We start from the raw sequence: 23,962 nt of genomic DNA, 5'->3' as shown, positions 1-23,962 counted from the left end.
AATTGGTTATTTTAGATTGAGTTTGTTTACGTAGCCTTCTTTGTTTTCTTGTCGAGCACGACCAATAGCAAGTGCTTCACCTGGAACATCCTTAGTAATCGTAGATCCTGCTGCTATATATCCCTTTTTACCGATTGTTACAGGTGCAATGAGATTAGAATTACATCCAACAAATGCATCGTCTTCAATAGTTGTTACAAATTTATTTTTACCGTCGTAATTAACCGTAATAGCTCCGCAACCAATATTCACATTAGTTCCTATAGATGCATCGCCCATATAGCTTAGGTGAGAGATTTTACTTCCATTGCCAACTACTGATTTTTTCACTTCCACAAAGTTACCAATCTTAACTTGGTCACCCAATTCCGAGTCTGGTCGTATGTGTGCGAATGGGCCTACTGAGGTATGGTTACCAATTTCACTTGATAATACTACAGAAGAGTGAATAGTTGTTTCATCACCAATGACACTAGAGACTATGTGGCTATTTGGGCCAATTGTACATTTTTCTCCGATAATTGTCTTACCCTCAATGATAACTCCTGGCTGTAGAACAGTGTCAGAGCCAATTGTTGCTTCACTGCTTATATATGTACTTTGAGGGTCTATAATAGTTACGCCTTCACGCATATGGTGATGGGCTATTCTAGCACGCATAATTTGTTCTGCTTGCGATAGTGCAACACGATCATTAATTCCAAGAGTTTCATCAAAGTCTTTCGCTGCATATGCAGAAATAACTTCTCCATCTTGTTGTAAAATCCCAATAACATCAGGTAAATAATACTCACCTTGGGTATTTTCATTTTTTACTAATTTTAATGATTTAAATAATGCTTCGTTGTCAAAGCAGTAAGTACCAGAGTTAATCTCTTTGACAAGCTTCTCTTCTGAATTTGCATCTTTGTCTTCTACTATAGACTTAACGTTCCCTTGCTCGGTACGAATAATTCTTCCATAACCAGTTGGATCTTCAGCTATTGCAGTCAATATAGTAGCTTTTGCATTTGTTTCTTTGTGATGCTTAAGCAATTCCTTAATAGTTTCTGCAGTTATTAGAGGAGTATCGCCACACACAACAATAGTTGTTCCCTTCAGGTTAGAAAGAACTTCTTCTGCTTGTAAAACAGCGTGTGCCGTACCTAGTTGCTCTGATTGTAAAGCATATTCGCTTCTGCTCCCAAGCTTACTTTGTACAATTTCAGCACCATGACCAACAATAGTCACAATCTTTTCTACCCCTACCTGATCCATGTTATCAATAACATGCTCTACCATTGGCTTTCCACACACAGGATGTAATACTTTATATAGACTAGATTTCATACGAGTGCCTTTACCAGCTGCCAAAACAACTGCATAGGTATTTGTCATTTGATATTCCCTCCAGTGGGCTAATTTCCTCTTTTGACTATATAGGAAAAGAGGGTTTTTTTCAAGGAATTATCTCTTGACAAATACATGACAAAACAAGTAATATATATATTTTTTTGTTAAATCATACTTTATCTTTATATAACAAATCTTAATGATTAGATTGACTATGACATATATCTGCTTTTTAATAATTGATTTATGCTTTATTGTAGTAACTTTTCCAGAATGATGATAATTTATAAAATTGACTCATTTGCTAAATAAATTATAGTGAAATTATATTTTTTTGCGAAGGGAGGCGGCATCTATAAATAGTTTATTCCACCTTTAGCCTAAAGATTTATCATCACACTCAATCATCTTATGATACGAGTTTTAGACCAACAGCGGACCCTAAAATCATTCCTATAAAAATTAGTCGTTTTGGGTCTTTAGATTCTCCATATAAAACCATACCTAATATCGCTCCTCCAGAGGCTCCAATACCTGTCCAAATAGCATACGCTGTTCCCATGGGAAGAGTTTTCATGGAATAAGCCAAAAGAAGAAAACTTGCTCCAAATCCGAGTATTAAGAGTACTGCCGCTTGCCAATTACGATCTTTATGCAATTTACTTATCATCGCCACTCCGAACATTTCACAAACCCCTGCTAAAATTAATGAAATCCAAGCCATTAAGATTCATTCCTTTCCTGAACTTTTTCCTTTGTAATTAATTTCAACCCAATTACTCCTGCAAGTAATAGTACGATTAAAAGTACTTTTTCTACTTGAAATGGTTCGTCAAAGAATAGAATCTCAGAAAAAACAGTTCCTGCTGTACCTATACCAACGAAAACAGCATAAACCGTACCTACGGGAAGTTCTCGACCAGCCATAATCATTAAATAGAAACTGATAAAGATAGCAATAACTGTTCCAGCCCAAGTCCAAAAATCGTCTGCATGCTTTAATCCAATAACCCAAAAAACCTCAAATACTGCAGCAATGAACACTTTAATCCATGCTTTATCCATTCTAAAAAACCTCCAATTATTATTTTTCTCAAAAAAAAGCCTGAGAGAAACTATTAAACAGTTTCTCCCAGGCTTTTATCCTTCCGTGACACAGCAATGCTGTGAGTTTTCTCTCGGTCCAGACCAACATTGACAGTTGCGGAACCCTAGAAAACATTCAAAGTATTTTATTATGGATATTATATCGTTGTCTGTTAGTAAAGTAAAAGTATAAGATTCTAATAGCCTTTTTTAGAACGCTAACTACAACTGAAGCTAGTCTTATATAGTCGCTTCTTCCACTTCCGCTATTACATCATCACTTAAATGATAGGCATATAGCACAGCATCCTGAATTTTAGATCGTGTGCCTACATTTATAGGATGAGCTATATCTCGAAATTCCCCTTCTGGTGTTCGCTTACTTGGCATAGCCACAAATAACCCTGCATTTCCTTCGATAACTCTAATGTCATGGACTACAAACTCGTTGTCTAGTGTTATAGAAGCGATTGCCCTCATACGCCCATCGGTTAATACTTTACGCAACCTCACATCTGTCACTTCCATATAATCTCTCCTTCCCCCTAGTTGCAAATATCTATATTAACTTACTATTCCACAAAAATTTAAAAATTCCTGCTTTGTTTTGGAATATTTTTAATATTATATACATTAAAAAATTATTAAAAAATAGTATAAAAGACGAGGGGATTTTACAAAACGTATTTGGAGTATTAAATTAAGATTCTTGTATCATTATTGTTCGATGAAATACTTGTGGGAGTGACAATAAAGTAAATTTAAAGAAAATCTAAAAAAGCACATAATTTCCGAAGAAAACATGTGCCTTAGCTTTAAATAACTGCTATAACTTCAATTTCTACCTTTACATCTTTAGGCAAACGAGCAACCTCTACAGCTGAGCGAGCAGGCTTGTGATCACCAAAATGTTTTTCATAGGCAGCATTGAATTCAACAAAATCGTTCATATCTTTTAAAAAGACAAGAGTTTTTACTACCTTGGACAAAGAAGATCCAGCTTCAGTTAGAACTGCTTCTAAGTTAGCGAAAACTTGGTCAGTCTGTTCCGTAATAGAACCATCAATTACTTCTCCGGTTGGCGTTAATGGTATTTGACCTGAGCTGTAAAACATTCCGTTAACTACCATACCCTGGACGTATGGACCTATTGCAGCTGGAGCCTTATTCGTTGATACTATTTTCATTTGTTTTTCCACCCCTCGTGAAATAATTTCCCTCGGTTAAAGCGATCGTACCGTCTTTTTCATTTACTTCATGTAATTTTAATAAAGACAAGTAATTCTCAACCAATTGTTCCCCTGTATGCTCAGCTTCCACTAAGACAGCTATGCCCGCAAGCTCACAGTTAAACTCCTCAAGTAAGCTTTTCATACCATTGATGGTTCCTCCAACTTTCATAAAGTCGTCGGTAATTAGCACACGCTGGCCTTTTTCCATACTTCTTTTAGAAAGAACCATTGTTTGAATTCTTCTAGCTGAACCAGAAACATAATTTATGCTGACAGTAGGTCCTTCTGTTACCTTACTATCTCGTCGTACTACAACTACTGGAACATTTAAGTGTCTTGCAATAGCATGAGCAATAGGAATACCTTTTGTTGCAACTGTCATAATAGCATCGATTTTTGTATCGACAAATGCAGAAGCAAATACTTTCCCTATTTTATTCATTAGCATCGGTTCACCCAAAAGGTCAGTCATATACAAATAACCACCAGGTAAGAGACGTTCCGCTTTAGAAAGTTGGTCCATTAATTCCTGAGCGATTTTCTTAACATCCTGGTCTGTCATAGTAGGAATAAATTTAACTCCCCCTGTTGCACCAGGTACAGTCACAAGTATGCCTTTGCCTCTTTCTTCAAATGTTTCTTTTACTATCGTTAAATCTTCACTAATAGAAGATTTTGCAGACTGATATAAAGCAGCAAAATAAGTTAAAGGGATTAGTTTATGTGGATGCTCCATTAAATATTGAGTCATGTCCACTAACCGTTCACTTCTTTTCCATTTCATCATTTTCCACCTCTAATCACGAATATTTTAAACAAAACTTACCACAATTATACGTGTTTAAGCAAGTGGTTCTCTATCTCCCATTAGCCTAACGGCATATACCTCATCACAGAAACCTCGAAGCCCGTTATATATTCTCTGTACTCGTGATTCTTGGTTTACAAGTCCAAAAACAGTTGGACCACTACCACTCATTAATACAGCATCAGCTCCGAAGCGTTGCATTTGCTCTTTTAGGTTGGCAACTTCCGGGTATAGTTTTAATGTTACATCTTCTAAAACATTCCCAAGTGAGTTGCACATCAAATCATAATCCTTATCCTTAATAGCATTTACCATTGCTGTTGTTTTCGGATGAATTATTTGATCAATTTTTAAATTTCCATATACATCTGCAGTAGATACCCCTAACGTTGGCTTAGCTAATATCACCCAACAGTTGGCCGGTGCCGGAAGCTCTTGTATTTTTTCTCCTCGCCCGGTCGCCAATGCAGTCCCACCGTATACACAAAATGCCACGTCTGACCCTATTTTTGTTCCTATTTGAGCTAGCTCGTCTATAGTGAGATTTAATCCCCAAAGAACATTTAGCCCCTTTAAAGTTGCCGCAGCGTCACTACTGCCACCTGCAAGTCCTGCTGCAACTGGTATATTCTTTTCGATTTTAATAGAGACGCCAGACTTCACCTTGTACATTTCTTTAAGTATCTTTGCCGCTTGATAGGCAAGGTTACGATGATCATTTGGAACAAAACGATCGACTGAAATAATATGTATAGCTCCGTCTTCTCTTATTTCTAGCCCGATGCGGTCTGCTAAATCTACAGTGGTCATAATCATTTCCACCTCATGATAGCCATCAGGGCGTTTATGTAATACATCAAGTGTTAAATTTATCTTAGCAGGTGCTTTCACATAGTACATCCCATCTGCTCCTTTTCCTACTTATGCTGTTCCCTATTTTACCATAGTCCTTCCTTTTTGAAAAAAATGAGAACAATAAGAAAAGTATAAGCATTGGCTGTGCCCCATTAAACGAATGATGGAATGGAAGAAGTGATAAAAAAAGAAAAGGCATAAATCGCCTTTTCTTTGCTAGTTGTATTATATTTTGGATATCGAACTTAGGTAATCTTGTTTATTTACTTTGGTTGTTCATTTGTTGTTCAGCCATTTCAATTGCACGTTTTACCATATTACCTGCGTCTCGGGATTTAATCCCACCCCAGCCTTCTGTTTTGACTACATCATAAAATCCAAGATCCTTGGCAATCTCTTCTTTTAATTCCTTAGACATAATCCCTCTTCTAGCCATATGGTGAATCCTCCTCAAAACAACTAGCAACGTTAGTATGTGCATTTAAAAGAAAAAAACTCCTATCCACTCATTCAAATGGGATAGGAGTTTTTGCCATATAAAAACGTAAAAATAAAAGTTCTAAACAATCATTTTACTACAATTGAATTATTTGCTTCATCATAAATAGTGATTTCTACTGCTTCTGTCAAAATGTCTGCGTAACTATAAGATACCCGTTCAAAAGAATTTTCATCTTGATCCAAATCGATTACGAACACTGCATGATAGGTTTCTCTTAACACCCCTGCACGTTCAATTGTTTTCTTACGACCTCCGTTTGCTTTTAATTGCAAACGTTTCCCTAAATGATGATCTAATGACTTTTTAATATCAGCTAAAGTTTTTGGCATTCCGCTTACACCTCACTGACTCAATCCTAACACATATCCATTTTTTTGTCAAACAAAACATTTTATCAACTTACACATACTCTTGTCAACGTTTTTATTAATCGTTTTTACTACTTTATTTATTAACATTACTAATATTGTAACAAGTAAATTTAATGGAAATTTGGATACAACTCATCTGCTAGCCTTCCAAACTCTTCAATACTCAGCGTTTCTCCTCTACGTGTGGGTGATACGCCTACCTTCTCCAGTGCTTGAATGATTAGTTCCTTCTTCTCCTTCCCATTAGGAAGGGAGGATTGTAGGTTATTTATTATCGTTTTTCTTCGTTGCACAAAAGAACCTCTTGAAACTTTAAATAAGAAATCCTCATCTATCACTTGTACTGGCGGAGTTTCATGGCGAGTTAGCTTAATTACCGCAGAGTCTACGTTTGGCGGTGGCATAAAGACAGCCCTAGGAACAGTCATAGCTACTTCGGCTTTCATATAATACTGAATTGCAATTGACAAAGACCCATAAGCCTTGGTCCCCGGTGAAGCAGTAATTCTATCAGCCACCTCCTTCTGCATCATCACAACCATCCCCCGTATAGGCAAACGATCCATTAATAGCTTCAGCAAAATTGGGGTTGTTACATAGTATGGCAAATTAGCTACAACCATGACATCTTTATAATCAGTTAACTTTTCCTCAAATACTTCTACCATATTCGCTTCAAGAATATCCTTGTGAATGATTTCTACGTTGTTATATGGTGAGAGTGTATCTGCTAACACAGGCAACAAGCGCTGATCTATTTCAAAAGCGATTACTTTTCCAGCTTCTCTTGCTAGATGTTCTGTTAAAGCTCCTATTCCCGGGCCAATTTCAATTGCGGCTGATTCACTTGTTAAATTGGCATGACTAACGATATTTCTAAGAATATTAGGGTCTATTAAGAAATTTTGTCCTAAGCTCTTTTTAAAAGAAAAACCATATTTTTTTAGTATTTCCTGTGTGCGTATAGGAGTTGCTATATCTTTTTGTGTCATTTCGTATTGTCCTCCAAATCGAGTTGCAGAATCGCTGCTTCCAGCTGTTCCTTATTTATTTGAAATATAGTTAGTCTCTTTTGTAGCTGCTTTCCATTGGTATAGCCTATTTTTAATATCTCTCCAAGTCGAGTCCTTCTGTCTTTTGCATGCGGGTGTCCAATGAGCTTTCCTGCAATTAGCACCTCTAGTGGAATGGCAGGAAAGATAGTTTCCATGTCAGTTTTAGGGGTATACACATGACTAAGAGCTTGTCGAATATCTTCATCTTTAGCATGTTCAATGCCTAGTCCCTTACCATTTTTCGCTATTGTTTTTTCTTTTGATAAAAAAGCATGCTTCACCCCAGGAATTTGTTGTTCTATAATGGCACGAATTCTTCTGCCAGGGTAATCTGGGTCAGTGAATACAATGACACCTCTTTTATCTTGAGCGTGCTGAATTTTGATAAGTGTTTCTTTTGATATGGCAGAACCATTAGTTTCTATAGTATCAGCTTCAACTGCTCTTTTTATAGCAGTTGTATCATCTTTTCCTTCTACGACGACTATTTCATTTATTCGCAAGCGTTTTACCTCTTTTCCACTTCTATACTAGCCTCTATCATAACGCAAAAAAGCTCTCCCTATCAACGAGAGGGAAAGCTATACGAAAAATGATATACAATGTCGTATAAAGCGAGTACGTAGTTTACCCGATAACTGTATCTACGCCTGCTTTACATACCTTTTGTATTATTTTAAAACTTTTACACGAACTTTTTTACGCCCGAAATCATAGGCTTGCGATTTGGAAGCCATAAATAAGTCTATTTTCTTTCCTTTTATAGCACCACCAGTATCTCCAGCCACCGCATAGCCGTAGCCTTCGACCCATACCTTAGACCCCAGAGGAATAACACTAGGATCTACAGCGATCACTTTTACCTCTGGATTAGACTTTAAATTAATACCAGTTGCTGTCACACCTGTACAACCATTACAGTTAGCTGTATACGCTGTAGCTGTGACATAAAACTCGCTTCCCTTGGATGGGGAAGCCGAGGTTTTAGTTCCACGAGATACATTTGCACTTGCAGTCATTACTTTAGTTCCAACTGCTACAACTTTCTTTTTAGGCTCTTTAGTAACTTTTTCACTCACTATGTTACGGGAAACTTCTACCCCGTTTTCTTTAACTACCTCATAAGTGCGCGCAACAGAACCTTTTTCACCTGTTTCAACGACTTTTTCTTTTCCCTTAAGCAGAGAATCATCTTTCTTTGTCACTACTGCAAAGTTTGTTTCTTCCTCAACTACATCGGTGACCTTTTCTACTCTCACTATTTGTATTTCAGAATTAGGAAGTATAAGTTCATCCATTTTCTGTTCTACACGGTCCAATTCATTTAATGAAATGTTATGTTTTTTTAAAAAGTCAGCGACCGTAGTCGAAGTGGACCATAATTTTTGTTCTTCCTTGCCATCTATAAGCGTGACTTCATATGCCTTTTCAATTGCAATTCGATTATCGGGTCCCACCTCTGCATCTGCAGCAGGGGTAATCGCATCATGTTCTGTATAAGCAACATTTGCCTTTGCTAGTATTTCTGATACTACATCATCAGTAGTCTGGACAGTTTGAATTTTACCGTCTACTGTGATTTCTATTTGTCTTGCCTGCTCCCACTCAATCTTAAGATTATTTTTGATTGAAGTGTTCACTGAGGGATGTAAAAAATCATCGTTAGAGACCACTAGATTATTTTCTTCTAGTAGTTCTCCAACGGTATTGGCATGTGTTGTTATTTCTTGTTGTTCTCCGTTAACTGTTATAGCAACAGTTTTCTTTGTTCCTTCGTATAATACGAACGAAACCACTGCAAAAAACAATAGTAAAGATGCAATCGTTACTAGTGTTTTCTTGCTCCTCAATGAATGAAAGAACAGGTTTTTCATGGTATTATTTTGCATGAAAAACGCCTCCTTGTTCACTCGTGTGATTATATAGAGTACTTTTAAGCTTGTCAACACTTTAGGTTTTTATCCAATTTTTACCTCAAGGTGGTTTACTATACAAAAATAAGGGTCATTTGTTAGTCATCTATGTGAAAAAAACGCATAGCATTGCTTGTTGTAGCTTCTGCTACTTCCTCCACTGAAATACCCTTTAATCGAGCAATTTCTTCTGCAACAAGTGCAACAAGTGCAGGTTCATTTCTTTTACCTCTATGAGGATGTGGAGCCAAATAAGGAGCATCTGTTTCGATTAATAAATGCTCTAATGGAATCTCTGTTGCGACTTCTTTAGGTTTCTTCGCATTTTTAAAGGTTACTGGTCCACCAAGTGAAATCATAAAGTTCATATCAATACATTGTTTTGCTGTTTCTACACTTCCCCCAAAGCAATGCATAATTCCCCCTGTTAGATGAGCCTCCTCCTCTTGAAGAATCCTAATCACGTCTTCCGTTGCTTCTCGATTATGTATAATGATTGGCAAGTTAACCTTTTGCGCTAAGCGTATTTGCTTGCGGAAAATAGTCTGTTGAATTTCTTTAGGGGACTTATCCCAATAATAGTCTAGCCCTGTTTCACCAATACCTACTACTTTCTCATGTGCAGATAACTCTTCGATCCACTGTAAATCTTCCTCCGTACAATCAATTGCATCCACTGGATGCCATCCAATTACGGCATAAATAAACGGGTATGTTTCTGCTAACTCCATTGCACGTTCAATTGTTTTCCGATCAAAACCAATTACGACCATCTTCTGAACATTTGCCTCTAAGGCTCTATCAATTACTTCCTGAAGGTCTTCATCATATTGATCTGCGTTTAAATGGACATGTGTATCTATTAGCATATACATTCTCCTATCTGATATTTATTTTACAATCTTTTTAATTTACATACATCACAATATTATTACAATTACATTAAATGAGTCACATTTTAAAATATTTTGATTAATTTCCTACAGTAAAAAAACAAATTTCCTGAATCATTTTCATAAATAATTTGTAAGAACTTGAACAATTTGATAAAAATAATGACATTTATATGCTTTTCGCAGGGTTAAGTAAACCGTCACTTGCGTACGTTTGGGATGGTTCAACTGTCTCAATCATACCCCTAGAGTCACCGCCTCCCCCTTCACTTCATAATAGGTATTATGAAATTAACCCACCTATGTTTGATAATAATTGCTCGGTTTAGTTGATAATAAAAATTTATTCACCCATTTTCTTTAAATCTAATTAATCTTGCTTATTTTTCTATAGGCAAGATTATTTAGTTTGCTCGAATCGTCAAGATTATCACAACAATTATGCGTTCACAAAATAATTAAGCATAAAAAACATAGTCTTTTTAATAGTCAAACAAACTATGTCAATAAATATCTTGTTCATATGATACAGAAGTGAGGTTAAAAGTATTCATTTCTTATAACCAAGCTAGAAAATAGGAAAGGAGATTTTAGAATGAGTCAACCACAAAGTAAACGATATAGTGACACTAGTTATCAACCGGTAAGAGACTGCCAACTATGTAGCAACACTGATGCCAAAGATAGCTATTTAGAAAACAATCATTGTCATACTGATCATGAACCTAGTGATCATCATGATAATGATTTTAGTGAGGAAGCAGTTGTTGAGGAAGGCGATCAATTGGTATCTGTAGATCAAGAATCCGATGAACTAATTTGGATTAAGGATTCCTGTAACGTAACTGTTCAAACAACAGATACTCAAGCATCCGTGTCGCTTCAAATTGGCCTACAACTTGCAATCGCTCTAGTAGTAAGTATTGCAATTGGTGATTCTAATCAGGGTCAAGCTATTGCACAAGATATATTCCAAAGGTTTAATGATGAACAATCCAATAAGCAAAAAATCATTATTTATAACTCTAAAGACGTTAATATCGTGACTACCGATACAGATTTAGCCGTGAACATTCAGGCTATGCTTCAAGTCTTAGTTTCATTAGTTGTTAAACTAGACGTTCTTTAAATTTTTTATAAAGAAGAAAAGAGGTGAAAATATGAATAAATGGAAAGCATTAGATCATTGCGATGACAATGATCATAATAATGCGGATGTACAGCAAAATGGAGCACAAGTAGTATCTACTAAGCAACAATCATACGAGTGGATTGTTGTAAAGAATTCAGAAGGCGTAGACATCCAAACAACAGACACACAAGCAGCATTGTCCTTACAACTAGGAATTCAAGCAGCTATTGCTGCAGTTATCACCATTACTTTAGGAGATACAGATCAAGCTAGAGCTGTTGCCCAAGATATGAAGCAGTTTATAAAGACTAAACAACAAAATGTTCAAAAAACAATTATTGAAGGATCCAAGAATGTAAAAGTTACAACTACAGATACAGACCTAGCAGTAAACATCCAGGCTATGCTTCAAGTTCTTGTATCTTTAGTAGCCAAGTTAGATATTTTATAATATATCGAATCAATTTAGAAATATTTAGTTTGAGTAAGTGCGCTTCAAATTGGGTTGGAGCGAGTCACTTTTAAAATATTTTCTAGTTAACCTCTAATTAAGGTTATGGTTGAGACGAACTATTCGTTGGGTTTGAAAACGTAAAAGATTCCACGCTCCTCTTAAATTATAGTTGCATATAATAATACGAATGATATTAGAGAAGGAGTGAAAGACGTGAGCGAGATACCCAAAAAAGCAAATGCAATTCCTAATAAGGTCATTGATTTAATAGTGAGTGACACACTACGTAAAAATGGCGTAGATCTGAATGATGTTAAAGGAAAATTATCCACTGAGCAAAAGCAATTACTCAAAGAACTTGTGGAAGAACTGACCTTACAAGTGGACCAATTTATTGATCCGACATCAGAAAAAAAGAATGATGACTGAAAAACAACGTTGCTTATTAGTAATTGACAAATAATTTTAAGATGTATTAATTAGAGTATAGTGTCTCTAATTTCCGCTATGTTGGAAGCAGTGAATGAGAAGAGCAGGAAAGGTTCTATAGGATTACACTGTTGTGAAGGCTTGTCTGCCTGCTCATCCCACTGTATGTTTCAACATTAATATACAAGTTATACTGCCAATACTATTTTAGGAAACATATTTAAACGCCTATGTTATAGGCGTTTAATTTTTTATAGCTTTGTTAAAGTTATTGGTTGATTTTGACTAACCATTCTTTTTTATAGTGACTGTAAACATAAACAATAGAACTTTCTGATGAAATTGGGGTTGGTGACAGTTTTTAGCTTTGATCACAACCACGCGCGTAAGCGATGGGTAATGGCTTATCGCTCACCCCGAGGAAGCGTCCGGCTGTGGCGAAAAATCAATTCTACTCTCTGTTCTAAGATTTCTTTGCATTATAAATCAACCCTAACCTTTAACATAGCCTTTTTTATTTATAAAAAAACTGCCGCTCACGCGACAGTTTTAATTGGCTTATTATTTTACTTGTGCACCATTTTCTAGTTTTTCATCAACAGTTGCTAGAGTTAAGTATCCATCTTTTTCACCAGCTAAAATCATCCCTTGGGAAAGTTCTCCACGAAGTTTTACCGGTTTCAAATTAGCTACTACAATTACTTTTTTCCCTACTAGCTCCTCTGGTTTATAATGCTTTGCTATTCCTGAGACAACCTGACGTTTTTCATACCCCAAGTCTAATTGTAATTTTAATAATTTGTCTGCTTTAGGAATAGCTTCACATTCCAATACTGTTGCTACTCTTAAATCAACTTTAAAGAAGTCATCAATAGAAATTTCCTCTGATTGCTCTTGCTCTTGCTCTTGCTCTTCCTCTGCTTCTTCCTCCACCTCTTCTTGTAGAGTTTTGACAGAACCGCGCATTTGCTCACGTATAAAAGCTACTTCTATATCTACGTCTAAACGAGGGAAAATTGGCACTCCTGTACTAATAACTTGTGTACCCTCAGGGATGACATTAAAATCACCAAGTTTCTCCCATTGTAGCTGAGCGTCAGTTAAGCCTAACTGCTCCATAATTTCTTTTGGGCTATTTGGCATAAATGGTTGGATTAAGGTAGCAATCTGACGAAGACTTTCCGCTAAGTTAATCATAACACTAGCAAGTTGCCCTTTTTTTGCTTCATCTTTTGCTAGAACCCATGGCTGAGTCTCATCAATATATTTGTTTGTACGAGACACAAGAGACCATAAATCTCCTAATACAAGGCTAAACTGCATTTTCTCCATATTGACTTCATATTTTTCTATTGCTTCTTTAGCAAATTGATGTAAAGTTGCATCAAATTCTGTCGCTTCTCCTTGGTTAACAGGAATATTACCATCAAAGTATTTGTTGATCATCGAGACTGTTCTATTTAAAAGATTCCCAAGATCATTGGCAAGGTCAAAATTCGTGCGTTCTACAAAAGATTCCGGTGAAAATACACCATCTTGTCCAAATGGAAGCTCACGAAGTAGGAAATAACGTGTCGCATCAAGTCCATAACGCTCCACTAGCATCTCTGGATATACAACATTTCCTTTTGATTTTGACATTTTACCGTCTTTCATCATGATAAATCCATGTGCAAACACTTTTTTCGGAAGAGGTAAATCTAAAGCCATTAAGAAAATCGGCCAATAAATCGTATGGAAACGAACTATATCCTTCCCTACCACATGTACATCTGCTGGCCAATATCTTTTAAAAAGGGTATCGTCATCTGACATATAGCCTAATGACGTTATATAGTTTGTTAAAGCATCTACCCATACATATATGACATGCTTTGCATCTCCAGGAACACGAATTCCCCAGTCAAAGGAAGTTCTCGATACAGATAAATCTTCTAGACCTGGCTTGATGAAGTTATTGATCATCTCATTTTTTCTGGATTCCGGTTCTATAAACTCTACATTGTTTTCATAGTATTCCAATAAACGTCCCGCATACTTCTTCATATTGAAGAAATACGATTCTTCTTTTACCTTGTGAACTGGTCTACCACAATCCGGACAATTTCCTTCATCCAATTGAGTTTCTGTGAAGAAGGACTCACATGGCGTACAGTAGGACCCCTCATATTCTCCTTTGTATATATCTCCTTTGTCTAGGAAGGTTTGAAAGATTTTTTCTACTGCTTCTGTATGACGGCTTTCTGTTGTTTGTATAAAATCGTCATAAGATATATCCATAGTTGCCCAAGTTTTCTTAGCAGCTAATGCAATTTCGTCCACATATGCTTGTGGCTCCATCCCCGCTTCTTGCGCTTTTTCCTGTATTTTTTGACCATGCTCGTCCATCCCAGTTAAAAAGCGAACGTCATAGCCTCTTAATCGTTTATAGCGTGCCATTGCATCGGAAGCTACCGTTGTATAAGCTGTTCCAATATGGAATTTACCACTTGGATAGTAAATAGGGGTCGTAATATAAAATGTTTTATCTTGTGCGCTCAATGCTAATTGCCTCCAATGCTGAATCTTCTATATACTTTATTCTATCGAAATGGGGTAGTTGTTTCAATCTATACCTCTGAAGCAATTTTGTCGAATTTTCTTTATGACTTACATTATTTCCATTAATAGCAAGATTATTCCTAAGAATGATATAATAATTATTTTTATTAGGTATATTATGTAAACATAGTCATATTTTTATCATCCATTCTAATAAAATCAGAAGAATAATTATTGACCAATATGGTAGTACTTGGTATGATTAAGTACATAAAAGAGGTTAATGTCGAATTTTGGCGAAAAATATACACTCTTGAGAGGAGAAACTTTAATAATGAAATCTACAGGTATAGTTCGTAAAGTTGATGAGTTAGGACGCGTTGTTATTCCTATTGAACTTCGTCGTACACTAGGTATAGCAGAAAAAGATGCGCTTGAAATATATGTTGACGATGATAAAATCATCTTAAAAAAATATATGCCAAACATGACTTGTGCAGTTACTGGTGAAGTATCAGATGAAAATCTTCGTCTTGTTGGGGGCAAATTAATTTTAAGCCCAGAAGGTGCAGAACAATTAATTAAAGAAATTCAAAGCAGCTTAAAATAAGAACTAAAAAACATCCGTGCAGACGGATGTTTTTTTTTAACCTTTGAACTTTAAAATATGCCATGAGGTTATATAAGAATCGATCCCCTACTCAATCGATTTCATAGCTAGGGAAATTTCGCTATTCTACGTGATAACTTTGGTAAACCTCTCTTTTAGGTAACCCTCGTTGAATGGAAACTTCTTTAATCGCATCCTTTGATTTCAGTTGCTTTTCCTGTATTAAATGCTCGACATGTTCTTCAATGCTTAAATCTTTCCACCAAGCTTCTTCTATTTCTTCTTTAGCTTCATTGCCAGCAAGCACTATACAAAATTCACCACGAATTTCATTTGTTTCTGCCCATTCGACCGCTTCGTCTATTGTACCTCTTAAAAATTCCTCAAATTTCTTTGTAAGCTCTCTCGCTAATACAATTTGACGTGTTCCATCCATAATTGCTTGCATATCTTTCAAAGATTCCTTCAGACGGTGAGGAGACTCATATAATAGAATTGTTTCTTGTCTCTTTTCTAGTGTTGTAATTTCCGCTTTTCTTTCCTTCTTATTTCTGCTAAGGAATCCGTAAAAAAAGAACGGTTGCGTAATCATTCCTGAGGCTATTAGAGCACTTATAGCAGCATTTGCTCCTGGAACGGGTACCACTGCAAATCCTTCTGCTATTGCTTTTGCAGCAATATCCGCTCCTGGATCTGAGATGCACGGTAGACCAGCATCACTTACCAATGCAACTTGTTTCCCATCCCTCAATATTTCTAATATTTTCTCTCCACCAGCTAGCTGGTTATGGTCATGATAGCTTGTTAAGGGAGTAGATATCTCAAAATAGTTACATAACTTCTTCGTATTCCTAGTATCTTCTGCTGCTATATAGTCGACTTCCTTCAAAATACGGATAGCACGCATTGTCATATCCTCTAGGTTACCTATTGGGGTAGCTACTAAATACAAACAACTACTGTTTTCATGTTCTGTTGATTTTTGTGAATTCATTGGCTGACTCACCTCTCATATGAGCTATTTTTTGTTTTCTTGTAAGTTGCTTAAAAGCATATTCTGCCTGCATTGCCTCTTGTTTTGACTCAAAAATTTCCTTATAAATACACTTAACTGGGAGTCTTGCCCTCGTGTACTTTGCTCCTTTTCCTTCATTATGAACCTTGATACGCTTAAACAAATCATTTGTATAACCAGCATAGTAGGAGCCGTCATTACATTGTAATACATAAAAAGTATGCTCTTTATTTGTCTCCATACAGCATCTCTTTAACCTCATCTGTGTATTGTCCATCTTCTCCGTACACATAAAGAGGAGGTAAAATTTTCAAATCTGGTTTTCCATCCTTAATAGCCTCGATCAATAATGTATTAGCTTCCTTACCTTTTTTGGGATAAACAAACCGAATACGTTTTGGCTCTAGTCGGTTGGCTCGCATAGAGGTGACAATATCTAACAACCTACCAGGGCGATGCACAAATGCCGCTTTCCCTCCCTGTTTGAGTAGCTCACTCGCTGATTGCACCGCTTCTTCCAAGGTAAGATGTATCTCATGCCTTGCAATAGCTAGATGTTCCTTGAGATTTTTGTCACTTGCTTCATGTGCTGGAAAATAAGGAGGATTACAGGTTACCACATCATATTTTTCAGTTCCAATTTTACTTGCTATACCTATAACATTATCTTGCATAATATGAATTTGTTCTGTTAGCTTGTTATACTCGACACTTCTCGTTGCCATATCAGCTAACCTTTCCTGCAATTCAATCCCCACTATTTCAGCTTGTGATCGTGCACTTAGGAAAAGAGGAATAGCTCCATTTCCCGTACATAGATCTACCATTTTTCCTCTTTTAAAAGGGACATATGTAAATCTTGCTAATAAAACTGCATCTAAGGAAAAGGAGAAAACAGAAGGGCTTTGTATAATTCTTAAATCCTCTGCCAATAAATAGTCTAGCCTTTCATCATCCTTTAGCCATTGCTCCATAACTTAAACCTCCATAAAACAAAAGACTGACACCCACCTATGGAGTGGCATCAGTCAATTGATTAGACATTTTGTTTATTTAAAAAAGATAAGCAAAATAAACAATCTTCTTCCTTCCGAGCGCTTCCGAAATGAACATGACATACATGGTAACCTTCCTGATAAAGCCTTGCTAGGTTATCATAGCCTTCACCTATATCTGCCTTGTTTAATCGTTTTTCTCGTATCTTTTCGTCCATTACTTCTTTTCCATGTATTTCATCAAGTCTTTGTCTTAAATGATTGTTCTCTTCTTGTAACGCTTGACGTTCTTCTATCATAATCGCTACAAATTCTTTCAAAGCGCGAAATTGGAGCTGCGTGGACTCTAACTGTTTTTCAAATTCTATAATTGTATCAAAAAAATTACGGTCCATCACCTATTCACCTCATTGCCCCGTCCATTATACTGGATTTTTAGCATAGTTTACAACCTCATCTAACGTATAGTCTAATATACGAAGTGGATCACTTAACTCAATACGTAAAATTCTCTCTAAAATATTCATGCTGACCACTTTTCCGAATCCATCTGGTGTCTCAATTTTATCACCAATGTCAGGCATTTGCTCTCTTGCAGCCTCATATTCGTCATTTTCATACTTTAAGCAGCACATTAGACGTCCGCACAATCCGGAAATCTTAGAAGGATTCAATGATAGGTTTTGATCTTTTGCCATCTTAATAGATACTGGCTCAAAATCACCTAAAAAGGTTGAACAGCAAAGCATTCTTCCACAAGGACCAATACCACCAAGCATTTTTGCCTCATCTCGCACCCCTATTTGTCTGAGTTCAATACGAGTTCTAAATACAGAAGCAAGATCCTTTACTAAGTCACGAAAGTCTACTCGACCCTCCGCCGTGAAATAGAAGATAATTTTGTTTCGGTCGAATGTATATTCAACGTCTACAAGCTTCATCTCTAATTCTCTTTGTAATATTTTTTCGGTTCCCAATGCTAATGCCTGGGCCGATTCTAAACGATTTTCTTCCACTTGGATTTTGTCCTTCTCAGTAGAAGGACGGACTACTTGCTTCAACGGTAAAACGACATCGTTTTCTCCTACTTGTTTAATAGGTACGACGACTTTCCCATATTCTACGCCACGAGCAGTTTCAACAATTACATAGTCATCTTTCTCTAAAGCGTAGTCTACTGGATCAAAATAATATATTTTACCCGCTTTCTTAAAGCGGACTCCTACAACATTATACAAAACTATACCCCTCCTGCAGGTTAAGCATCAGCTGCTCCATCATCAGTGTCCGGTTCATATTTCTATGCAAATTTTGCTTTGCATCTAAAATCAATTCTAACTGTTTAGACAATTGCTCATACGTCTTTTGTAATGCTATCTGTTTCCAGAATGAAATCATATCTGGATAGGTACAAACTGCGAGTGGAGTTGCTTTTATAGCTACTATATCACGATAAGCAAATAGTAGTAAATCTAATACTTGTTCTGCACTTTCCTTTTCTTTTAGCAAGGGACCAAAATCTTCATGTATGCACATAAGCGCATCCTGAACACTTTTTTCACTTGCTTCCACCAATTTTATCACTGATTTCCTTGCAAGTCCAAATTGCTCGTCTTTCGCTAAAATTAGAGCTTCTTCTACTTGATTCGTCATTCTACTAACTGTAGAAGCCATTGAATCAGTAATTCCCTCTTCCATTAACTTCTTTTTTAATACTCCCTGTGGCATGGTGGCTAAGCCTATATGCTGACATCTGGACCGTATTGTTGGTAATAAGGCATGCATCTTATCGGTCAATAGAATGGCAGTAATTTCGCTCTGAGGCTCCTCTAAAAATTTAAGTAATGTATTAGAGGAGCTTGTGTTCAATCGATCTGCTTCATGTATTACATAAACCTTTCTTCCTCTTTCAATAGAGGTTTTGCTCATCTCATGTATTAATTCATCTATTTGATTTCTTTTTATATTTTGACCATCTGGTTCCAGTTGAGTAATGTTCAAATGATTAGATGATTTTAATCTTTTACAGTTTCGACATGTTTCACATGGAACATTTTCTGTCGAATTTTCGCAAAACATAAGCTGTACAAAAAATTGCATAACTTTCGTTTTACCTGTACCATTGGCACCTTCAATAATGTAGGCATGTCCAATACGATTTTTGGCTACTATAGATTGGATTTGTTTAATAGCAGTAGGTTGTATTTTTTCTATTCCTTGAATGGACCATTCTTCTTCCATGCTCATAGTGGTTCCACCTCTCTAAAAAATCCCGTGTCTCGCACGGTGCGATAACACGGGAACATTACGTATATAGATTAATAAGTAATCCTTTAATTTCGCCTATTTTATCTAGTAATTCTATAGAGCTTTTTTCTTGGCTCAGAATTTCTTCTGCTAGCTCTACCAATTTTTCATCTATAGTCTCTACGATTTTTAATTTTCTTCCTTCACCAAATCGATTCCATGTATGAGATTGCTTTAATCCCATTCCAAAATCTACAGCTTCCTCTAGAAACTTTTTAATTAGCATTTTAAACTTAGCCATATCACGTAGATTTCTAGACCTTGCTAAACGATCTCCTGCTGTCGTAATATCTCCTAACAGTTTCGTTAAGGCTTCGGTTTGCATCCGCTGATCCTGCTTTGTAATCATTTGGCCAAACTTTGCAGATTGAATATTATTTTGCATAGTATCCTTGCGTATCTTATCTATCCCTACTCGTACATCTTGATTTATCTTCAAATTTTTCGATCCTTTCCTTCATTATTAAAAATGATGGAATTGTTCAATTGGAAGAACAAATACTGTAGCTCCTCCTACCTCTACTTCCACTGGGTACGGAATGTAAGAATCAGCATTTCCTCCCATAGGTGAAACTGGGGCTACCATCTGTTCACGTGCTCTACAATTGTCTCTTATTAATTCTAACGCAGAAGATACTAAGGAGTCATCTGTACCGATCAGAAACGTAGTATTTCCAGATCTTAAAAACCCACCTGTACTAGCAAGTTTTGTTGCACGAAACTTTGCTTTCGTTAACGCATTTGACAATCTATTACTATCTTGGTCCTGCACTACGGCTACTATTAATTTCATCGCTACTCACTCCCACTTTTCTATTCTGTTTATTTTATTATAGCATTAATTACCTAAAAATTTCTAATTCCATTTTTACTACTTTATAGGTAGCTTCTAATACTTCTTCGAGCTTTTGAGAAGCATCGATTACTTTAATTCTGTCTGGATATTGTTTTACTAAGTTAAGGTAGCCTTCTCTAACCTTTTCATGAAATTGAAGACTCTCTACATCTAGCCTATTTTTTTCTCTACTGCTATGTGCATTAATTCTTTCTAACCCCAGACTTGGTTCTATATCAAAAAGAATCGTACGGTCGGGCATAGTCTGTCCAATTGCAAATTGATTGATTGCTAATATTTCTTCTACCCCTATTCCTCTTGCATGTCCTTGATATGCAAGCGAACTATCAATAAAACGATCACAAATAACAATTTTACCAGCCTCTAGAGCAGGCAAAACTTTTTCAACTAAATGCTGTCTCCTTGCTGCGGCATATAATAATGCCTCCGTACGGCTATCCATCATTGTATGCTCGTTATCTAAGATTATTCCTCTTATTTTTTCCGAGATATTAATGCCTCCAGGCTCTCTTGTCATCACGACCTCAAAGCCCTCTTCCATTAATCTTTTTCCAAGTAATTGCATGACAGTTGTCTTGCCTGCACCTTCTGGACCCTCGCTTGTTATAAAATACCCTTTTTTTTGCACTATTAATCCTCCACAACATAAATTAGCTTTTCATCAAGTCTATGATCTCCCTGGAAGGTAGCTCCTTTATCAATCCATTCCTCCAGTTCAGTTAACATAGAAATCGTAATCTTTTCTCCTGGAATGAATAATGGTACTCCCGGTGGATACGGAATGAGTATTCCTTTTGCTATTCTTCCTATGGAGCGAACATAGGGAACCCACTCGCCTTTTTTCTCATTTAAGAGGCTCATACTCATGTCAATCGTCGAAACAGATTTAAACGAGTTATTTCTTATATCTTTAGGAATTATCGGTGTTTCTTTTTTAAGCTCATCTACGGCCATTTTAATTCGTTTTCTTACCTCTGCAAAAGGGTAGTCTTGGTCCTTTTTTAGTAAAGGAAGAATTATTAAAACCTGATAAGTATCCGCAAGCTCCGCATATACATGTTGTGCTTCTAAAGCCTGTTGAACTTGAAAACCCGAATAGCTCCCAACACGTATTAGTAATTTCAGTGGATCATTAACTTCTATTACTTCCACTAGCTTAATCGTTTGGAGTGCCTGAATGAACAAATCTCTTTTATATATTAATTGTTTGAAATCCATTTCATTGTATCTTTGTACATAGCTTCTTGCATCATCTAAGGATGCCATTAATAAATAAGAAGGACTGCTTGATTGAAGCATCCTTAAATACTTGTTTACTTGAGAAGCTTTTATAATAGAAGAATTCATATGTAAGTAAGAACCCATTGTCATAGATGGTAATGTTTTGTGTGCAGATTGTACTACTATATCTGCACCGAAATCAAGAGCAGATAATGGAAAACCGCTGTTTGCCTTAAAATGTGCTCCATGTGCTTCGTCTACTAGGACTGGGATACCTTTTGTATGGCAATAATCGATAATCTCTTTTATCTCATTAGAAGCCATTCCATAGTAAGTTGGGTAAGTGAGTAGAACACCTTTTACTAAAGGAAACTCTTCTATTGCGCTTTTAATGGTGTTGGCAGAAACAAACGTTGTTGTTTTTGTACGAGAATCCCATTCTGGTGTAACAAAAATAGGTTCAACACCTACTAGCTCAATTGCATGAAAAATTGACTTATGAGCATTCCTCTGGACTATTAACTGTTCTCCATACTGGCATGTTGCATATAGCATAGCTAAATTACCAACAGTCGTTCCATTGACAAGAAAATAACTTTTTTTTGCCCCGTATGTAGACGCTAACAATTCTTCCGCTTCTTTAATAGCTTCTTCTGGATGATGTAAGTCATCTAAGCCTTTAAGTTCTGTAAGGTCATAGGATAAGGCCTCTTTAATAACCTCAGGAAGATTGGATAACACCCCATGTTTATGTCCTGGTACATGAAAGGAGATATTCTTTTGACTATGAAATTTTTCAAGCGCTTCTACTAAAGGTCGTTTTTCATGCATTTCTTATACCTCACCAAACTTTATTATCTTTCTATTATACATGAAATAAGATATGAAATAAGGATAGATGATTTGAACCTATTTTTGGCCAGAAAGGGCAGAACTTTATTAAATATTTATTTTCCGGGAAATTATTTTATTGTATGAATATAGCTCCTACTGCACAACAAATTGGATTCACACATATTATGCGGAGAATGTATAGCAATGACGATATAGAAAGGAGTTGCTCTATGGTTTTCCCGTTTGACTACACCTCCCCATCCGCTCAATTCACTTTTGATGTGAACACAAGTACCTTGTTTAAAAAAGATAGCCAAAACTTTATTAATGTTTTAGGGATTCAGCAATTAAACACACTAGACAATGTATCTTTACTTGATATTTTTCTTAGTCCAAACAATGTGATTGAGCCCCATTACCACCAAAATGCTGCCGAGCTTGTCTATTGTATTTCTGGTGCATTAACCGTCTCATTATTGAATCCTTTTACCAAGCAAATGCAACATTTTCCGCTTTCACCTGGCCAAGTAGCAAATGTACCTCAAGGATGGTGGCATTATGAAGTAGCTACAGAGAAACATACACATCTACTAGCCATTTTTAATGCACCAACACCCGAAGTAATACTCGGATCAGATATCCTGAAGTTGACTCCAGCAAATGTTATGGCCCAGACGTATTGTTTAGATGAAACTCTTTGGGAAAAAGCAATTGCACCAGTAGTCCCTTCCACATTTATTGGTCCACCTGCGAGCTGTAACAAAACTACTGAAAGTTAATTCTTAACATAATGAGTTGCAGACAAGATGACATGGACTATTCCCATGTCTCTTTTATGTTTTTTCACACTTACTTAGCGGGAGATTGATTTTTGTTTTAAGGCTATGTTAAAGATAAAAGTCGATTTGAAAATGCACGAAACAAATAACTTCTGCCTCTCTACTTTTCCTAGTGGGTTTTAAGTGAATTTTTTTGGCTAAAAATTACGGTGTTAGTTCCATAAAATAGCCGTAATCGTTAACCTAACAAAGGCACTATTGCTATTGATAATACTAAACTTATTAAGAATGTAATTAGCCAATCTCTTTTTTGAGTTGTTTTAAGTAGTATATTCAATACAGACCCAATACAAATACATACTATAAATCCGACAACAATATTAATGAGTTCCATGAGATACCTCCTAACAAAAATATTTTCCCATTTACCCACAAATTCATTGGCACAACTAGTCTAAGCCGTTCGTATTTAAAGGTCAGCCCAAATTGGTTGACCTTTTTGTATTGATTCTTATTATAACATTCTTCCTTGCTCCCTCGAACCCTTTGTCTCTTCGCTTTTTCCTGTAAAAGACAAAACAAAAAAGCCGCCACCGATTACTCGGTAACGACTTCCTTTGGTGCCCAGCGACGTCCTACTCTTGCAGGGGCGACCCTCCAACTACCATCGGCGGCTGCGAAACCAGATGGGCGGCAGATTTCTTCGTCAGCCGCAGTCGTTCGGTTCTCGCGTATGCCATAC

29 protein-coding genes and 1 riboswitch are annotated in these 23,962 nt (G+C 36.4%); of the genes, 5 read left to right on the top strand and 24 right to left on the bottom strand.

The genetic code is table 11. The features are described from left to right. Positions 1-6: 6 nt before the first annotated feature. From glmU to M3627_RS18440, 13 genes are all read right to left on the bottom strand, one after another. Positions 7-1,377, bottom strand: a complete 1,371-nt coding sequence (gene glmU / locus M3627_RS18500; RefSeq protein WP_169360352.1) for a bifunctional UDP-N-acetylglucosamine diphosphorylase/glucosamine-1-phosphate N-acetyltransferase GlmU — start codon at positions 1,375-1,377, stop codon at positions 7-9. Positions 1,378-1,741: 364 nt separating this feature from the next. Continuing rightward, on the bottom strand, positions 1,742-2,056 hold the full coding sequence (locus M3627_RS18495; RefSeq protein ID WP_251556960.1) for a DMT family transporter: 315 nt from the start codon (positions 2,054-2,056) through the stop codon (positions 1,742-1,744). Next, on the bottom strand, positions 2,056-2,397 hold the full coding sequence (locus M3627_RS18490) for a DMT family transporter (protein WP_169360350.1): 342 nt from the start codon (positions 2,395-2,397) through the stop codon (positions 2,056-2,058). Before M3627_RS18490 ends, M3627_RS18495 begins: the two co-directional genes overlap by 1 nt. A gap of 62 nt (positions 2,398-2,459) precedes the next feature. Continuing rightward, positions 2,460-2,558, bottom strand: a riboswitch (guanidine-I (ykkC/yxkD leader). 100 nt (positions 2,559-2,658) lie between these two features. After that, positions 2,659-2,946, bottom strand: coding sequence for a septation regulator SpoVG (gene spoVG, locus M3627_RS18485; protein ID WP_169360349.1), 288 nt, complete (start codon positions 2,944-2,946; stop codon positions 2,659-2,661). A gap of 287 nt (positions 2,947-3,233) precedes the next feature. Then, positions 3,234-3,605 (bottom strand): RidA family protein, encoded by a 372-nt coding sequence (locus tag M3627_RS18480; RefSeq protein WP_169360348.1) that lies wholly within the window; start codon positions 3,603-3,605, stop codon positions 3,234-3,236. After that, positions 3,583-4,434, bottom strand: a complete 852-nt coding sequence (purR, locus tag M3627_RS18475; RefSeq protein ID WP_251556959.1) for a pur operon repressor — start codon at positions 4,432-4,434, stop codon at positions 3,583-3,585. Before purR ends, M3627_RS18480 begins: the two co-directional genes overlap by 23 nt. 57 nt (positions 4,435-4,491) lie before the next feature. Next, on the bottom strand, positions 4,492-5,358 hold the full coding sequence (gene ispE, locus M3627_RS18470) for a 4-(cytidine 5'-diphospho)-2-C-methyl-D-erythritol kinase (protein WP_169360347.1): 867 nt from the start codon (positions 5,356-5,358) through the stop codon (positions 4,492-4,494). Positions 5,359-5,572: 214 nt separating this feature from the next. After that, positions 5,573-5,749, bottom strand: coding sequence for a small, acid-soluble spore protein, alpha/beta type (locus M3627_RS18465; protein ID WP_144541539.1), 177 nt, complete (start codon positions 5,747-5,749; stop codon positions 5,573-5,575). Positions 5,750-5,880: 131 nt separating this feature from the next. Beyond that, positions 5,881-6,144: a biofilm formation stimulator Veg gene (veg, locus tag M3627_RS18460; protein ID WP_144541541.1), complete on the bottom strand. Its 264-nt coding sequence runs from the start codon at positions 6,142-6,144 to the stop codon at positions 5,881-5,883. A gap of 152 nt (positions 6,145-6,296) precedes the next feature. Continuing rightward, on the bottom strand, positions 6,297-7,178 hold the full coding sequence (rsmA, locus tag M3627_RS18455; protein ID WP_169360346.1) for a 16S rRNA (adenine(1518)-N(6)/adenine(1519)-N(6))-dimethyltransferase RsmA: 882 nt from the start codon (positions 7,176-7,178) through the stop codon (positions 6,297-6,299). After that, positions 7,175-7,744: a ribonuclease M5 gene (rnmV, locus tag M3627_RS18450; protein WP_251556958.1), complete on the bottom strand. Its 570-nt coding sequence runs from the start codon at positions 7,742-7,744 to the stop codon at positions 7,175-7,177. Before rnmV ends, rsmA begins: the two co-directional genes overlap by 4 nt. Positions 7,745-7,912: 168 nt before the next feature. After that, positions 7,913-9,130, bottom strand: a complete 1,218-nt coding sequence (locus tag M3627_RS18445) for a resuscitation-promoting factor (protein WP_251556956.1) — start codon at positions 9,128-9,130, stop codon at positions 7,913-7,915. 122 nt (positions 9,131-9,252) lie between these two features. After that, positions 9,253-10,023 (bottom strand): TatD family hydrolase, encoded by a 771-nt coding sequence (locus M3627_RS18440; protein ID WP_169360343.1) that lies wholly within the window; start codon positions 10,021-10,023, stop codon positions 9,253-9,255. A 619-nt stretch (positions 10,024-10,642) separates the two neighbouring features. Here M3627_RS18440 and M3627_RS18435 point away from each other — a divergent pair. The 3 genes from M3627_RS18435 to M3627_RS18425 all read left to right on the top strand — a co-directional run bounded on the left by M3627_RS18435 (position 10,643) and on the right by M3627_RS18425 (position 12,062). Then, positions 10,643-11,176, top strand: a complete 534-nt coding sequence (locus tag M3627_RS18435; protein WP_251556954.1) for a spore coat protein — start codon at positions 10,643-10,645, stop codon at positions 11,174-11,176. Between the two features lie 31 nt (positions 11,177-11,207). Then, positions 11,208-11,630, top strand: coding sequence for a spore coat protein (locus M3627_RS18430; RefSeq protein ID WP_169360341.1), 423 nt, complete (start codon positions 11,208-11,210; stop codon positions 11,628-11,630). A 216-nt stretch (positions 11,631-11,846) separates the two neighbouring features. After that, positions 11,847-12,062 (top strand): spore coat protein, encoded by a 216-nt coding sequence (locus M3627_RS18425; protein WP_251556952.1) that lies wholly within the window; start codon positions 11,847-11,849, stop codon positions 12,060-12,062. Positions 12,063-12,623: 561 nt separating this feature from the next. Here M3627_RS18425 and metG read toward each other — a convergent pair. Next, positions 12,624-14,603, bottom strand: a complete 1,980-nt coding sequence (gene metG, locus M3627_RS18420; protein ID WP_251556950.1) for a methionine--tRNA ligase — start codon at positions 14,601-14,603, stop codon at positions 12,624-12,626. Between the two features lie 334 nt (positions 14,604-14,937). Here metG and M3627_RS18415 point away from each other — a divergent pair, with 334 nt between their 5' ends. Next, positions 14,938-15,213: a transition state genes transcriptional regulator AbrB gene (locus tag M3627_RS18415; RefSeq protein ID WP_144541581.1), complete on the top strand. Its 276-nt coding sequence runs from the start codon at positions 14,938-14,940 to the stop codon at positions 15,211-15,213. Positions 15,214-15,334: 121 nt separating this feature from the next. On the opposite strand, the gene rsmI is transcribed toward M3627_RS18415, so the two are convergent. The 10 genes from rsmI to M3627_RS18365 form a co-directional block, all read right to left on the bottom strand. Beyond that, entirely contained in the window at positions 15,335-16,207 is an 873-nt protein-coding gene (rsmI, locus tag M3627_RS18410; protein WP_169360339.1) for a 16S rRNA (cytidine(1402)-2'-O)-methyltransferase, read from the bottom strand. Next, a complete protein-coding gene (locus M3627_RS18405) occupies positions 16,179-16,469 on the bottom strand; it encodes a GIY-YIG nuclease family protein (RefSeq protein ID WP_169360338.1) in 291 nt (96 codons plus the stop codon). Before M3627_RS18405 ends, rsmI begins: the two co-directional genes overlap by 29 nt. Further along, positions 16,456-17,202 (bottom strand): tRNA1(Val) (adenine(37)-N6)-methyltransferase, encoded by a 747-nt coding sequence (locus M3627_RS18400; protein ID WP_169360337.1) that lies wholly within the window; start codon positions 17,200-17,202, stop codon positions 16,456-16,458. Before M3627_RS18400 ends, M3627_RS18405 begins: the two co-directional genes overlap by 14 nt. Positions 17,203-17,264: 62 nt before the next feature. Further along, positions 17,265-17,621 (bottom strand): DNA replication initiation control protein YabA, encoded by a 357-nt coding sequence (gene yabA / locus M3627_RS18395; protein WP_169360336.1) that lies wholly within the window; start codon positions 17,619-17,621, stop codon positions 17,265-17,267. A gap of 24 nt (positions 17,622-17,645) precedes the next feature. After that, on the bottom strand, positions 17,646-18,461 hold the full coding sequence (locus M3627_RS18390; protein ID WP_169360335.1) for a PSP1 domain-containing protein: 816 nt from the start codon (positions 18,459-18,461) through the stop codon (positions 17,646-17,648). Next, complete coding sequence (locus tag M3627_RS18385; protein ID WP_481900290.1) at positions 18,454-19,470, bottom strand: AAA family ATPase; 1,017 nt, start codon at positions 19,468-19,470, stop codon at positions 18,454-18,456. Before M3627_RS18385 ends, M3627_RS18390 begins: the two co-directional genes overlap by 8 nt. A 58-nt stretch (positions 19,471-19,528) precedes the next feature. Beyond that, the gene (locus M3627_RS18380; protein WP_169360334.1) at positions 19,529-19,969 is read right to left on the bottom strand and encodes a YaaR family protein; all 441 of its coding nucleotides are present in this window, start codon (positions 19,967-19,969) and stop codon (positions 19,529-19,531) included. A gap of 24 nt (positions 19,970-19,993) precedes the next feature. After that, positions 19,994-20,323, bottom strand: coding sequence for a cyclic-di-AMP receptor (locus M3627_RS18375; protein ID WP_142643831.1), 330 nt, complete (start codon positions 20,321-20,323; stop codon positions 19,994-19,996). Positions 20,324-20,372: 49 nt separating this feature from the next. Then, entirely contained in the window at positions 20,373-21,014 is a 642-nt protein-coding gene (gene tmk / locus M3627_RS18370) for a dTMP kinase (RefSeq protein ID WP_251556947.1), read from the bottom strand. Positions 21,015-21,016: 2 nt separating this feature from the next. Further along, the gene (locus M3627_RS18365) at positions 21,017-22,438 is read right to left on the bottom strand and encodes an aminotransferase class I/II-fold pyridoxal phosphate-dependent enzyme (protein WP_251556945.1); all 1,422 of its coding nucleotides are present in this window, start codon (positions 22,436-22,438) and stop codon (positions 21,017-21,019) included. 233 nt (positions 22,439-22,671) lie between these two features. On the opposite strand from M3627_RS18365, the gene M3627_RS18360 reads away from it, so the two are divergent. Continuing rightward, positions 22,672-23,220 (top strand): cupin domain-containing protein, encoded by a 549-nt coding sequence (locus M3627_RS18360; RefSeq protein WP_251556943.1) that lies wholly within the window; start codon positions 22,672-22,674, stop codon positions 23,218-23,220. Positions 23,221-23,962 lie beyond the last annotated feature (742 nt).

It is taken from the genome of Psychrobacillus sp. MER TA 171, assembly GCF_023713305.1.
Taxonomy (GTDB): Bacteria; Bacillota; Bacilli; order Bacillales_A; family Planococcaceae; genus Psychrobacillus.
This window is presented reverse-complemented; position numbering and strand designations above follow the sequence as displayed.

Bases quoted from the DNA above. Each gene is read 5' to 3' on its own strand.
- glmU (WP_169360352.1), bottom strand. From the start codon at position 1,377: ATGACAAATACCTATGCAGTTGTTTTGGCAGCTGGTAAAGGCACTCGT.
- M3627_RS18495 (WP_251556960.1), bottom strand. From the start codon at position 2,056: ATGGCTTGGATTTCATTAATTTTAGCAGGGGTTTGTGAAATGTTCGGA.
- M3627_RS18490 (WP_169360350.1), bottom strand. From the start codon at position 2,397: ATGGATAAAGCATGGATTAAAGTGTTCATTGCTGCAGTATTTGAGGTT.
- spoVG (WP_169360349.1), bottom strand. From the start codon at position 2,946: ATGGAAGTGACAGATGTGAGGTTGCGTAAAGTATTAACCGATGGGCGT.
- M3627_RS18480 (WP_169360348.1), bottom strand. From the start codon at position 3,605: ATGAAAATAGTATCAACGAATAAGGCTCCAGCTGCAATAGGTCCATAC.
- purR (WP_251556959.1), bottom strand. From the start codon at position 4,434: ATGAAATGGAAAAGAAGTGAACGGTTAGTGGACATGACTCAATATTTA.
- ispE (WP_169360347.1), bottom strand. From the start codon at position 5,358: ATGTACTATGTGAAAGCACCTGCTAAGATAAATTTAACACTTGATGTA.
- M3627_RS18465 (WP_144541539.1), bottom strand. From the start codon at position 5,749: ATGGCTAGAAGAGGGATTATGTCTAAGGAATTAAAAGAAGAGATTGCC.
- veg (WP_144541541.1), bottom strand. From the start codon at position 6,144: ATGCCAAAAACTTTAGCTGATATTAAAAAGTCATTAGATCATCATTTA.
- rsmA (WP_169360346.1), bottom strand. From the start codon at position 7,178: ATGACACAAAAAGATATAGCAACTCCTATACGCACACAGGAAATACTA.
- M3627_RS18445 (WP_251556956.1), bottom strand. From the start codon at position 9,130: ATGCAAAATAATACCATGAAAAACCTGTTCTTTCATTCATTGAGGAGC.
- M3627_RS18440 (WP_169360343.1), bottom strand. From the start codon at position 10,023: ATGCTAATAGATACACATGTCCATTTAAACGCAGATCAATATGATGAA.
- M3627_RS18435 (WP_251556954.1), top strand. From the start codon at position 10,643: ATGAGTCAACCACAAAGTAAACGATATAGTGACACTAGTTATCAACCG.
- M3627_RS18430 (WP_169360341.1), top strand. From the start codon at position 11,208: ATGAATAAATGGAAAGCATTAGATCATTGCGATGACAATGATCATAAT.
- M3627_RS18415 (WP_144541581.1), top strand. From the start codon at position 14,938: ATGAAATCTACAGGTATAGTTCGTAAAGTTGATGAGTTAGGACGCGTT.
- rsmI (WP_169360339.1), bottom strand. From the start codon at position 16,207: ATGAATTCACAAAAATCAACAGAACATGAAAACAGTAGTTGTTTGTAT.
- M3627_RS18405 (WP_169360338.1), bottom strand. From the start codon at position 16,469: ATGGAGACAAATAAAGAGCATACTTTTTATGTATTACAATGTAATGAC.
- M3627_RS18400 (WP_169360337.1), bottom strand. From the start codon at position 17,202: ATGGAGCAATGGCTAAAGGATGATGAAAGGCTAGACTATTTATTGGCA.
- M3627_RS18385 (WP_481900290.1), bottom strand. From the start codon at position 19,470: ATGAGCATGGAAGAAGAATGGTCCATTCAAGGAATAGAAAAAATACAA.
- M3627_RS18375 (WP_142643831.1), bottom strand. From the start codon at position 20,323: ATGAAATTAATAGTAGCCGTAGTGCAGGACCAAGATAGTAATAGATTG.
- M3627_RS18365 (WP_251556945.1), bottom strand. From the start codon at position 22,438: ATGCATGAAAAACGACCTTTAGTAGAAGCGCTTGAAAAATTTCATAGT.
- M3627_RS18360 (WP_251556943.1), top strand. From the start codon at position 22,672: ATGGTTTTCCCGTTTGACTACACCTCCCCATCCGCTCAATTCACTTTT.